This is a genomic window from Bacillaceae bacterium S4-13-56, assembly GCA_040191315.1.
In the GTDB taxonomy this organism is placed as follows: Bacteria; Bacillota; Bacilli; order Bacillales; family JAWJLM01; genus JAWJLM01.
Genome location: JAWJLM010000020.1, coordinates 13,920 through 26,788 on the forward strand (window position 1 = coordinate 13,920; position 12,869 = coordinate 26,788).

A 12,869-nucleotide genomic window follows, 5' to 3' on the forward strand; every position below is an offset into this window, starting at 1 on the left:
GCCGGGGTTGCTGGAAGCCCGGAAATACACCTTATTCTGACATCGTCCCTGAGTATTAAACTGAAAGGATTATCCAAGTAGGTTTAATCGGGTGTTTGCGCAACACCTGTTATCAAAGGAAAGCTTCTGATAAACAAAAGAAGCTTCACGAGGCAGTATTCTAAAGAATGCTGTGAATTCGGGTGGTACCGTGAAAAGCAAAGGTCTTTTCTCCCCGTTATTCTGCATGATGCATGCAGTTTATTTGGGAAGAAAAAGGCCTTTTTATTTTTTTAGATAGGAAAGTATAAAATTTTCCTATCTGTCTATAAGGCATTCATCATATAGGCTTGCACTCCATAGTATAAGGGCTTCTAAGAAAGCAAAATACGTATTCATGAATCCCTTTAACGAATGCTAAGTTTTCTAGCCTGATGAATCAAATGGAAGTTTAAAAAGTATTTATACATTTTGTTAGGAGGGATTACAAAGTGAAGGTAGAAGCTAAATCAGCACCTAAAATTGAAGCGAAGGCAAAAACAGGAGCAGACCTTCTTGTGGAAGCATTAGTTCGGGAGGGGGTTGATACTTTATTTGGGTATCCGGGAGGTTCTGTGTTGCCTATTTATGATGCCATCTATCGTTCAAATGCGAATTTTAAACATATTCTTCCCCGTCATGAGCAAGGGGCAATTCATGCCGCAGAAGGATATGCTCGAATTTTAGGTAGGCCTGGTGTAGTCATAGCTACTTCTGGTCCAGGAGCTACTAACTTAATTACAGGTATTGCGGATGCCATGATGGATTCGATTCCACTTGTCGTGTTTACAGGTCAGGTGGCGAGGGGAGTCATCGGTACAGATGCTTTTCAGGAATCCGATGTCATGGGTCTTACCACTCCTATTACCAAACAGAATTATCAAGTTCAGGATATTAAAGATTTGCCACGCATCGTAAAGGAAGCTTTCCATATAGCTTCTACCGGTCGCCCAGGTCCTGTAGTAGTTGATATACCAAAGGATATTTCAGCCAATGCATGCGGAGAACATTATGACACTAGCTTTCATTTGCCGGGATATCAGCCAACCATCAATCCAAATCCATTGCAAATTAAAAAACTTGCAGAGACATTAAAGAGGGCAAAGAAGCCAGTCATATTAGCAGGGGCAGGAGTTGTCATTAGTAAAGCATCTAATGAATTAAGAGAATTTGCTGAACATCATTCCCTGCCTGTTGTTAATACACTTTTGGGTTTGGGAAGTTTTCCTGGAACAGATCCTCTCTTCCTTGGAATGGGTGGAATGCATGGAACATACGCTGCAAACCGTGCGCTATATGAATGTGATTTGCTCATAAATGTAGGTGCTCGATTTGATGACAGATTGACAGGGAATTTGACTCACTTTGCTCCGAAAGCAACTGTGGCGCATATTGACATTGACCCTGCGGAAATCGGAAAAAATGTTCCTACTCAAATTCCGATTGTATCTGACGCAAAAGCAGCATTAGTAGAGCTCATCAAGCAAGCAGAGGAATCACCTGCCCATGGGGATTGGTTAAAGGCATTGGACAATTACAAAGCAGAGTATCCGCTTTGGTATAACAACCCTAAATCAGACATGATTCCGCAATGGTTGATCCAAGAGGTTTATAGAAAAACAGAAGGGAATGCAATAGTAGCAACTGACGTTGGTCAGCATCAAATGTGGGCAGCTCAGTATTATACCTTTTCTAAACCAAGTCGGTGGATCACTTCCGGAGGTTTAGGAACCATGGGTTATGGGTTACCAGCAGCTATTGGCGCTCAAATTGCTGCACCTGAAGATACAGTGGTGGCCATTGTTGGAGATGGCGGATTCCAAATGACCCTTCAAGAGTTATCTATGATGCAAGAAAGGAATCTACCAGTTAAGGTCATCATCGTGAATAATGGAGCACTTGGTATGGTAAGACAGTGGCAGGAAAAGTTCTATGAAGAACGATACTCAGAATCACTCCTTCCTGTTCAACCGGATTTTGTAAAATTAGTCGAAAGCTATCAAATTAGAGGGATAAGAATTGAAACGCAAGAGGATTTTAAAAATAGCTTAGCGGATATATTTGATTATGACGGGCCAGTTGTTGTGGATGCACGAGTTCTTCAACAAGAGTGTGTATTTCCAATGATTGCTCCAGGAAAAGGATTACACGAAATGATAGGGGTAAAACCATGAAACGAATTATAACAGCAACTGTTCAAAATCGTAGCGGTGTTCTTAATCGAGTTACAGGTTTATTACAAAAGCGTCAATTTAATATTGAAAGCATCTCAGTTGGGCGGACAGAAAGTGAGGGTATTTCGAAAATGACCCTCGTTGTCGATGTGGAGGATAGCCAAAAGTTAGAGCAACTAACTAAACAACTGAATAAACAAATTGATGTTTTAAAAGTATCTGATATTACGGATAAAGCCATCGTGGCACGTGAGCTAGCTCTTATCAAGGTGGGGAGTAGTGGCCAGTTAAGAAGTGAACTTCAAGGGATCATTGATCCTTTCCGTGCATCCATTATTGATGTAAGTAAAGATAGCATGTCCATTCAAGTGACGGGGAAACCTGAAAAAATCGAAGCTCTTATTGAGCTACTTCGTCCATATGGAATTAAAGAGATTGCTAGAACAGGGGTTACAGCCTTCTTAAGAGGTCACCAACCCCAAGTAACTGAATTACCATCCTATTCATTATTAAATTAAAAAAACTTACGGAGAGGAAGATTTAAATGTCAAAAGTAAAATATCATAACAATATTCAAGAAGAGGTACTTAAAAATAGAAAGATTGCCATCATCGGATACGGTTCTCAAGGTCACGCCCATGCATTAAACCTAAAAGAAAGTGGATTTGATGTAGTCGTAGGACTTAGAAAAGGGGGATCATGGGATAAAGCAGTAGAAGATGGAGTTGACGTTAAATCAGTTGCTGAAGCTACTTCTGAAGCCGATGTAGTTATGATTCTTCTACCAGATGAAATGCAGCCAAAGGTGTATGAAGAAAGCATTAAGCCAAACCTTCAGCCAGGAAATGCATTAGCTTTTGCTCATGGTTTTAATATTCATTTTTCACAAGTTGTTCCTCCAGAAAATGTAGATGTATTCCTAGTTGCTCCAAAGGGACCAGGGCATCTAGTACGTAGAACGTATACAGAAGGCGCTGGTGTTCCAGCACTTTATGGAGTGTATCAAGATTATACAGGTCAAACTACAGAATTAGCTCTTGCTTATTCAAAAGGTATTGGATCTGCTCGTGCGGGGGTTCTTGAAACAACTTTCCAAGAGGAAACAGAAACAGATTTATTCGGAGAGCAAGCTGTCCTTTGTGGAGGATTGACTAGTCTTGTGAAAGCGGGTTTTGAAACCTTGACTGAAGCTGGTTACCAGCCAGAAGTTGCCTATTTTGAATGTTTACATGAAATGAAATTAATTGTTGATTTGATGTATGAGGGTGGACTCGAAAATATGCGCTACTCCATTTCTGATACTGCTCAATGGGGAGACTTCGTATCAGGACCAAGAGTGATCAATGAGGATACGAAAGCCCGTATGAAAGAAGTCCTTCATGACATTCAAACTGGTCAATTTGCAAAAGGCTGGATTTTGGAAAACCAAGCCAATCGTCCACAATTCAATGCGATCAATGCAAAGGAAAATAATCATCAGATTGAGAAGGTAGGTCGTGAGTTGCGAGAGTTAATGCCATTTGTGAAACAGCCTCTAAATTCTAAGAAGGAAGTGGTCACGAATGCCCCACGTTAGTATTTTTGATACAACTTTGAGAGACGGAGAGCAATCTCCCGGTGTCAATCTTAACCAATTAGAGAAACTTGAAATTGCTAAACAACTTGAGAAATTTGGTGTGGATATTATGGAGGCTGGCTTCCCTGCAGCCTCTGAAGGAGATTTTGAATCCGTTCGAGCTATTGCGAGAACCATTAAAAAATCTTCGGTTACCGGATTAGCACGAGCTACAAAATCAGATATTGACATTGCATGGGAAGCCTTAAAAGATGCTGCCGAGCCAAGACTCCATATTTTTTTAGCTACTTCTCCAATTCATATGACCTATAAGCTGAAAAAGACACCAGAAGAAGTGATTCAAACAGCCGTTGAAATGGTTTCTTACGCTAAACAAAAGTTTCCTCATGTAGAGTGGTCAGCAGAGGATGCTTCGCGATCTGACTTAGACTTTTTAGCAACTATTATAGAAAAAGTGATCGATGCGGGAGCTACAGTCATTAATCTTCCTGACACTGTCGGTTACACAACACCAGAAGATTTCGGTTATATGTTCCGTTATATCCGAGAAAATGTACCTAATATTGATAAGGTCGCATTGTCTGCTCATTGTCATAATGATTTAGGAATGGCCGTAGCTAATACTCTGGCTGCGATTGAAAATGGTGCTACTCAAGTGGAGGGTACTATTAACGGAATTGGGGAGCGTGCAGGAAATGCGGCAATAGAAGAAGTAGCCTTGGCTCTAACTATACGAAATGATAAATATCCTTATACAACCAATCTAGTATTAAAAGAAATTAAATATACAAGTGATCTAGTTAGCAAGCTTACAGGAATGGCGGTCCCAGGAAACAAGGCAGTAGTTGGCCGTAATGCCTTCTTACATGAATCTGGCATTCATCAGGATGGGGTTTTAAAGAATACTTCTACCTATGAAATTATCACGCCAGAAATGGTAGGAATTCATTCGAATAATCTTTTCCTTGGAAAGCATTCCGGACGTCATGCCTTCAAAAATAAAATCGAACAGTTGGGGTTTCAGTTATCGGAAGAAAAAATTACAGAAGCGTTTCAAACTTTTAAGCGGCTAAGTGATCGAAAGAAAACTGTAACAGACGAAGATTTGTTTACTATTCTTACGGATATTAAAACCGATGTATCGAATGTCAAAAAATATGAATTACTAGCTTTTCAAGTTCAGTATGGTTCTTCTAATCTACCAACGGCTACAGTTGCCTTATCTACTCCAGATGGGAAGAGAGTAGAAACGGCGTGTACGGGTCAAGGAAGTGTAGAAGCTCTTTATAATACGATAGAATCACTTATTAAAGAAGAAATTCATTTGACGGATTTCAACTTAAGTTCAGTCGGAAGAGGAAGAGATGCCTTAGCTGAGGTTCACCTAAGTATGACAGTCAACGGTCATGCAGTTAGTGGAAGAGGATCAGCGCAGGATGTATTAGAAGCATCGGCAAAAGCATTCTTAAATGCTGTGAATCGTGTGTTTACAAATCAAAAGCGGTATGAAAGGCAAACGGCACAGCTTTAAATTTAAAAAGGAGGAAAAATGCCATGGAAAAACATATTGTGTTACTCCCAGGTGATGGTATAGGACCTGAAGTTTTAAAGGCATCGAAAGAGGTGCTTGAAGCAATCGCAGGTGAGTTCAATCACATTTTCACCTATGAAACTCATGATATTGGAGGAGTAGCTGTGGATCTCCATGGGACTCCTCTACCAGATCAAACAGTAGAAGCTTGTCAAAAGGCAGATGCCATACTTTTGGGTGCAGTAGGTGGGCCACGATGGGATCAACTACCCTCCCATTTGAGACCGGAAAAAGGACTGCTCGGTATTCGTAAGGCATTAGGTCTTTTTGCTAACTTGCGTCCTATTACTGGTTTTGCAAAGCTTTTGCACGCCTCTCCATTAAAAGAAGAGATCGTAAACGGTAGCGACCTTTTAATTATAAGAGAGCTAACGGGGGGACTTTATTTTGGGACTCCTAGTGAGCGAAGAAATCAAGGAGATTCTGTTGTAGACACTCTTGCTTACACCAGAAGTGAAATCGAAAGAATAGTTGAAAAAGGGTTTGAAAGTGCTATGCTTCGTCGCAAGCATCTCACATCAGTAGATAAGGCAAACGTCTTAGAATCTAGCAAACTATGGCGAGAAGTGGTCGAGGAGAAAAAGGCTAAGTATCCGGAAGTTACTGTTGAGCATCTATTAGTTGATGCTGCTGCCATGAAGTTGATTACAAATCCAACACAATTTGATGTCATTGTCACGGAAAATATGTTTGGAGATATTTTGAGTGATGAAGCTTCTGTCTTAACCGGATCTTTAGGAATGCTTCCTTCCGCTAGCCTCCGTGAAGATTCCGTAGGACTTTATGAACCCGCTCATGGATCAGCACCAGATATTGCTGGGAAAGGGATAGCTAATCCACTCGCCATGATATTATCAACAGCACTAATGCTTCGTTTTTCATTTGGTATGGAGGATGAGGCCAGATTAATTGAAAATGTAGTAGAGGATGTTCTAAATGCAGGCTATCATACAGCAGATTTAAAGGTTCAAGGTGGAAAGCAAGTCAATACTGCTGAAATGATTGAACTTGTAGTCGAGGGGATTAAAGAGGAAAGTACAACCGATAGCATCATGCGATGTTATGTTTGATTTCTAGATAGTTGGGAGTGAAATTATGCAGAAACCAAAGACAATTGTAGAAAAAATCTGGGATCGCCATGTCGTTCATCAGGAAGAAGGAAAACCGGACTTATTATATATCGATTTACATCTTGTTCATGAAGTAACCTCGCCTCAGGCTTTTGAAGGTTTGCGTATAAAGGGGAGAAAGGTAAGAAGACCTGAGCAAACCTTTGCGACGATGGATCATAATGTTCCTACTATAAATCGTAGTGTTATAAAGGACCCTATTTCAAAGAAACAAATGGAAACCTTAAAGGAAAATTGTGAAGAATTTGGAGTAACCCTTGCCGATATCAATCACCCCGATCAAGGAATCGTTCACGTTATTGGACCAGAATTAGGATTAACTCAACCTGGGAAAACGATCGTGTGTGGGGACAGCCACACCTCAACACATGGTGCTTTTGGGGCTTTAGCTTTTGGAATAGGAACTAGTGAAGTAGAACACGTTCTTGCTACACAGACTCTTTGGCAAGCACCTCCAAAAACACTGAATGTCAAAGTGAACGGTGAGCTTGGGGTAGGGGTGACTGCTAAAGATCTCATTTTAGCGATCATTAGGAAATTTGGTGTCCGTTTTGGAACGGGATATGTTATTGAGTATACAGGAGAAGCCGTTCGTAACTTGAGCATGGAAGAAAGAATGACAGTATGTAATATGTCGATTGAAGCGGGAGCGAGGGCAGGTTTGATCAGTCCAGACGATACGACTGTTGAATATCTCCGTGGACGCCGTTACGTTTCAAAAGGGGAAGAGTTCGAAAAAATCGCTGCAGATTGGAAGTCACTAGCTACAGATGAAGGCGCGGTGTACGATGCGATTATAGAAATCAATGCTTCTGAAATAGAACCACAGGTAACATGGGGAACCAACCCTGGAATGTGTATCCCTGTAAGTGCATCTGTTCCAGTTCCAGCAGAGCAGATCTCTACAAATGCAAAGGAAGAAACGAAGCGAGCGATTGAATATATGGGACTAGAAGCTGGTCAACCAATTTCAAGTGTGAATATTGATTATGTCTTTATTGGATCTTGTACAAATTCCCGTTTAAGTGACTTAAGACGTGCTGCCGAAATTGTACGTGGTAAAAAAGTGAAGCCGGGGGTAGAGGCGATCGTTGTGCCAGGATCGTTTAAAGTGAAATTAGAAGCGGAAAAAGAGGGACTTGATCAGGTGTTCCAGGATGCTGGATTTCAATGGCGTGAAGCTGGATGTAGCATGTGCCTTGCCATGAACGATGATATTGTACCTCCAGGAAAACGCTGTGCTTCTACGTCCAATCGAAACTTTGAAGGTCGCCAAGGGAATGGTGCTAGAACTCATCTTGTCAGTCCAGAGATGGCAGCAGCAGCAGCGATTGCTGGTCATTTCGTAGATGTCAGAACTTTTACGGAATCCCCGGTTTCTTAAATAGGAGGTGCTAGAATGGAACCTTTACGTAAACATGAAGGACTTGTATGTCCACTAAATCGAACCAATATCGATACCGACCAGATTATTCCTAAGCAATTTTTGAAACGAATTGAACGCTCGGGTTTCGGACAATTTTTATTCTATCACTGGCGCTTCCATGATAATGGGACTCCACGCAAAGATTTTCCTTTAAATGATCTAAAATATCAAGGAGCTTCCATACTGGTTGCAGGAGAAAACTTCGGATGTGGCTCCTCTCGAGAACATGCTCCTTGGGCTTTAGAGGATTTTGGATTTAAAGTCGTAATTGCTCCAAGCTTTGCAGATATTTTTTACAACAATTGTTTTAAAAATGGAATTTTGCCTGTCTATTTGAATGAAAATGAAGTCGATCTTCTTATAGAACGTTCGAAGTCAGAGGGATATTCTCTCACTGTTGATTTGGAAGAACAAAAAGTTTATGACACCTATGGATTTGAAGCTGATTTTGTAGTAGCACCCTATTATCGTGAGATGCTATTAAATGGACTGGATGAAATAGGGGTAACTCTTCAACTTTCGGATAAAATTGATATGTTTGAAGCTGCTAGAGGATAAACGGATAAGCCTCCCCCTGCGATAGGTGGGAGGCTTTAGTTGGTTAGTCTTATTTTGAATGCTTAGTTTTAAGCTTATATGCTCAGCACTTGTTAGTAGTGCGCGCTTATTATTCGTTATGCTCAGATAGGAGAGGGTCAATGCTCAACATTCAAAGTTTTATGCTCGGGTTTTTTCAGGTATAGCTCAGAATGAAGGTCCTATGCTCAGCAATCACTACTAATGCGCATTAATTATCCTTTATGCGCACAAATAGGAGGGTCAATGCTCAACATTCAAAGTTTTATGCTCGGGTTTTTTCAGGTATAGCTCAGAATGAAGGTCCTATGCTCAGCAATCACTACTAATGCGCATTAATTATCCTTTATGCGCACAAATAGGAGGGTCAATGCTCAACATTCAAAGTTTTATGCTCGGGTTTTTTCAGGTATAGCTCAGAATGAAGGTCCTATGCTCAGCAATCACTACTAATGCGCATTAATTATCCTTTATGCGCACAAATAGGAGGGTCAATGCTCAACATTCAAAGTTTTATGCTCGGGTTTTTTCAGGTATAGCTCAGAATGAAGGTCCTATGCTCAGCAATCACTACTAATGCGCATTAATTATCCTTTATGCGCACAAATAGGAGGGTCAATGCTCAACATTCAAAGTTTTATGCTCGGTTTTTTTCAGGTATAGCTTAGAATGAAGGTCCTATGCTCAGCAATCACTACTAATGCGCATTAATTATCCTTTATGCGCACAAATAGGAGGGTCAATGCTCAACATTCAAAGTTTTATGCTCGGTTTTTTTCAGGTATAGCTTAGAATGAAGGTCCTATGCTCAGCTTCAATTATCCTCCAAGTATAGCTTCGTATTCCGCACGTAACATCGAATAAACAATGGTATCGTGGTATCTATTTCCATCAAAATCAGTTTGTCTTAAAACCCCTTCCTTTTGAAACCCTTGTCTTTCGAGCAATTTTCGAGACCCTTCATTTTCGGCAAAAATGTCTCCGACAATGCGATTGAGTCCTAATTCAGTAAAACCAAAAGAAAGAATATGAGGAAGTAGTTCGGTCATAACCCCTTTTTTCTGAAATGTTTTGGCAAGAACGACTCCCATCTCTGTCTTTAGATGCCAGAAGTTAAGTTTGTGAAAGCGAAATACCCCAATAATTTTCTCATTATTTTTATCCATAATGACCCAGGGGATTTCTTTTTTTCTTTCAAACAGCAATAAACTCTTATGAATTTGTTCATTCATTTCTGTAACCGTCTTTACTGGAGTTGAGGTAATGTATTGCATTATCTCCAGGTCACTCATAAATGAAAACAGAACAGGAGCGTCCTTCATTCTTAGTCCTCTAAGGATATAATTTTTTGTTTCTATTATAGGAATATCATTTGAATTCATGAGAAACCTCCAACTGTCGGCACGATAAATATACCTTTATAGATTACCACAAGTTTCACATATCCTGCACGGGTCAAGAAACGGGAAAATGGAATCCACGTTAGCACTATGCTAAAATCACTTTAAGGAAGGGGGAAAAGGAATGAAAATTGTTTCAATAGAACCTACACCTAGTCCAAATTCGATGAAAATCAACTTGGATACAGAATTACCTCAAGGACACAATGTTAACTATAAAAGTACTGATTCGTTAGTTGATGCCCCTGAATACGTTTCTCAGCTTTTTGCCATTAAAGGGGTAAAAGGAATCTATCATGTCTTAGATTTTATTGCCTTAGAAAGGAACCCTAAGGTGGCATGGGAAAATATTTTACCACTTGTTCATGAAGTCTTAGGTTTCAAGGAGGAATTAGAAAATCAATCTGAAAATCTTGATCACTCAGTCCCCACCGAGGATGCTTTTGGAGAAGTAAAGGTATGGATCCAAATGTTTAGAGGAATCCCTATGCAGGTTAAACTCCAGGATGGGGAAGAGGAGTTTCGTTTTGGATTACCGGACATGTTTAAAGAAGCGGCCATGAAGGCTTCTCCAGCTTCATCTAATTTGGTGATGGAACGCCAATGGGTTGAGCAGACCCCTCGATATGGATCTGTTGATGAAATTGGGAATGAGGTAGTAGAGGAAATCCAAGCTAGTTTTGATCGGGAAAGATTAGAACACTTAGTAAAAATTGCTTTTCAAGAAGAGAACATAAAAGAAGAATCTCGACAAGAAGTTACCATAGAAATGTTTAATGATCCTGATTGGAAGGTGCGATATGCAGCATTGGATCGAATCCAGCCAACCTTTGCTAACATAGATATACTAAATAAAGCTTTGGAGGACTCAAAGGCTTCCATCAGAAGACTGGCAACGGCATACTTAGGAATGATTGAGGAGCCAGAGGTCCTTCCCTATCTATATAAAGCTTTAAAAGATTCCTCTGTTGCTGTGAGAAGGACAGCGGGAGATTGTATTTCTGATTTAGGATTTAAAGAGGCAATGCCAGAAATGATTGAATCGTTAAATGATTCAAGTAAGTTAGTTCGCTGGAGAGCAGCGATGTATTTATATGAAGTAGGAGACGAGGGTGCCATTCCTGCTTTGAGAAAGGCCTTAAATGATTCTGAATTTGAGGTGCGCATGCAAGTGAAGATGGCATTAAGTCGTATTGAAGGCGGCGAAGAAGCCAAAGGTTCTGTCTGGCACCAAATGACTCAAGCGAGAAAGCAAACTAATTAATTTTAAGGAGGTTTTTATAATGAATGCTTATGAAGAATATATGAAACAAATGGCACAGCCCATGAGGGATGAATTAACGAATGCAGGATTTGAGGAACTGACAACTCCAGAGGAAGTCGATGAGTTTATCAGTGGAGTGAAAGGGTCAGCACTAGTAGTAATCAATTCCGTATGTGGTTGTGCTGCGGGATTAGCTCGCCCAGCTGTCCGTGAATCTCTGAAACATGATAAGAAACCAGAACAACTTGTTACGGTGTTTGCTGGACAAGACCGAGAAGCTACAGCAAGAATGCGTGATTATTTTGAAGGGATCGAACCTTCCTCTCCTTCCATGGCTTTATTGAAGGATGGTCAGGTTATTCATTTTATCCCACGTGATGATATAGAATACCATGAGGTTGATGACATAGTTGCTAATCTAACAAAATCGTACGATGAACATTTATAAATGACATTTCAAAAGCCCCACAAAGTAAAAGTGGGGCTTTTTTCATCATCGAATTCCTAAGTAAACGGATAAAATATCCTTGATTCTTTCTGCTTCTGCTGGATCGTCTGTCTGAATGACGTAATGGTCACCGTCTAAGTAACCTTCCACTCCATTAAATCCTTTGGCTTCTAAATAATCTTTAATGTCCGTAACGTCCTCAGTTTGCGTCAGCAAAACCTTTTGTCCAACATGACTTTTGTTGACATAAACATCGTACCGATCGTGGGCATTTTTTGTTCGATTGTCGTCCAATGCATCATTGATGAAAGGAGCGCCATAAATATTCCCATTGTTTCCTGTCGACATACAATCCCTCCTTTGGATTTAGTATGTTCAAACATTTAAAATCCATGATTTTTAGATAGAATATCTTCTTAAATATCAATATTAAATCCAAACTCAGGGTGGATAGAGACCTTTTCAAAGTTGGGATTTTCTTTAACCGCATTATAAATATCCTCCGGAGCAAACCAAAGGTGATCATTAGGAAACTCATAATCAGCGCCATAGTAGTAACTAAGCCAAATAAGCTTAGAACAATAGATATACGTCCATTCATCTTTTAGTGGCGTTTGTAAGGAAAAGTAAAATTTAGGTTTATCAATTCCATTTTCTTTATTTTCTTTAAACTTTTTTAAATAGTTTAGGGCATAATTCACTGCTTTTTGTCCCATCTCTTCCGACTTTGGCCGATAGTGAGCATGTTGAGGATGACTTTCTAAAAAATGAGAAATGGGGATTTTACGTACGATTGGCGACGAGGCAACAGAATCAATAGCATGTTCCTCATCTACTACCATCGCAGAATGTCCCATGTACCCTGCAGGCAACCCATTTTGATTGTCGCTTGCTATCAATAGATCTCCAGGCTTATATGAGACATCCTTAGCTGGAAAACGCATGAAGTCATCCAGGATAAAGGATTCTTTAATAGGAAAAATCCCTTGCGAAGTGTAGACATCACCCTGTATAAAGATTTGATTCATTCTAAATAATTCTTTATAAAAAACAATCTGTTCAAAAGATATAAGATGGGCAATAAGCTGATGACCAGCATAAATTCTTATATTAAAAATGGGATTTCTAACAATCTTCCTGACAACGATATGATGATCTGTACAAGAAATGTCAAAATGCCTGTACATAGGACTCACTCCCTTTCTATCATTAGGCTATTCAGTCAACCTGAAGTTGTGCTTCGTCACAAAAGGTTCGTTTTTTAAA

12 protein-coding genes are annotated in these 12,869 nt (G+C 40.0%); 9 read left to right on the forward strand and 3 right to left on the reverse strand.

The window, feature by feature from the left end:
• Positions 1-470: 470 nt before the first annotated feature.
• Genes ilvB through leuD form a run of 7 tightly spaced genes read left to right on the forward strand, consistent with a single transcriptional unit; the run spans position 471 to position 8,473 of the window.
• A complete protein-coding gene (gene ilvB, locus RZN25_07500) occupies positions 471-2,192 on the forward strand; it encodes an acetolactate synthase large subunit (protein MEQ6376672.1) in 1,722 nt (573 codons plus the stop codon).
• Positions 2,189-2,710, forward strand: coding sequence for an acetolactate synthase small subunit (ilvN, locus tag RZN25_07505; GenBank protein MEQ6376673.1), 522 nt, complete (start codon positions 2,189-2,191; stop codon positions 2,708-2,710). The genes ilvB and ilvN overlap by 4 nt, the downstream gene beginning before the upstream one ends.
• A gap of 26 nt (positions 2,711-2,736) precedes the next feature.
• Complete coding sequence (ilvC, locus tag RZN25_07510) at positions 2,737-3,768, forward strand: ketol-acid reductoisomerase (protein MEQ6376674.1); 1,032 nt, start codon at positions 2,737-2,739, stop codon at positions 3,766-3,768.
• Positions 3,755-5,299, forward strand: a complete 1,545-nt coding sequence (locus RZN25_07515) for a 2-isopropylmalate synthase (protein ID MEQ6376675.1) — start codon at positions 3,755-3,757, stop codon at positions 5,297-5,299. Before ilvC ends, RZN25_07515 begins: the two co-directional genes overlap by 14 nt.
• 23 nt (positions 5,300-5,322) lie before the next feature.
• On the forward strand, positions 5,323-6,429 hold the full coding sequence (leuB, locus tag RZN25_07520; GenBank protein ID MEQ6376676.1) for a 3-isopropylmalate dehydrogenase: 1,107 nt from the start codon (positions 5,323-5,325) through the stop codon (positions 6,427-6,429).
• A gap of 25 nt (positions 6,430-6,454) precedes the next feature.
• Entirely contained in the window at positions 6,455-7,873 is a 1,419-nt protein-coding gene (gene leuC / locus RZN25_07525) for a 3-isopropylmalate dehydratase large subunit (protein MEQ6376677.1), read from the forward strand.
• Positions 7,874-7,888: 15 nt separating this feature from the next.
• Complete coding sequence (leuD, locus tag RZN25_07530) at positions 7,889-8,473, forward strand: 3-isopropylmalate dehydratase small subunit (GenBank protein ID MEQ6376678.1); 585 nt, start codon at positions 7,889-7,891, stop codon at positions 8,471-8,473.
• 836 nt (positions 8,474-9,309) lie between these two features.
• Here the strand turns inward: leuD and RZN25_07535 are convergent.
• Entirely contained in the window at positions 9,310-9,873 is a 564-nt protein-coding gene (locus RZN25_07535; protein ID MEQ6376679.1) for a GNAT family protein, read from the reverse strand.
• A 142-nt stretch (positions 9,874-10,015) separates the two neighbouring features.
• Between RZN25_07535 and RZN25_07540 the strand changes: the two genes are divergently transcribed.
• Both RZN25_07540 and RZN25_07545 read left to right on the forward strand, forming a co-directional pair.
• Positions 10,016-11,155, forward strand: a complete 1,140-nt coding sequence (locus RZN25_07540) for a conserved virulence factor C family protein (GenBank protein MEQ6376680.1) — start codon at positions 10,016-10,018, stop codon at positions 11,153-11,155.
• Between the two features lie 19 nt (positions 11,156-11,174).
• Positions 11,175-11,603, forward strand: coding sequence for a BrxA/BrxB family bacilliredoxin (locus RZN25_07545; protein ID MEQ6376681.1), 429 nt, complete (start codon positions 11,175-11,177; stop codon positions 11,601-11,603).
• Positions 11,604-11,648: 45 nt separating this feature from the next.
• On the opposite strand, the gene RZN25_07550 is transcribed toward RZN25_07545, so the two are convergent.
• Together RZN25_07550 and RZN25_07555 are read right to left on the reverse strand one after the other, a co-directional pair.
• The gene (locus RZN25_07550) at positions 11,649-11,951 is read right to left on the reverse strand and encodes a hypothetical protein (protein MEQ6376682.1); all 303 of its coding nucleotides are present in this window, start codon (positions 11,949-11,951) and stop codon (positions 11,649-11,651) included.
• A 68-nt stretch (positions 11,952-12,019) separates the two neighbouring features.
• Entirely contained in the window at positions 12,020-12,790 is a 771-nt protein-coding gene (locus RZN25_07555; protein ID MEQ6376683.1) for a hypothetical protein, read from the reverse strand.
• Positions 12,791-12,869 lie beyond the last annotated feature (79 nt).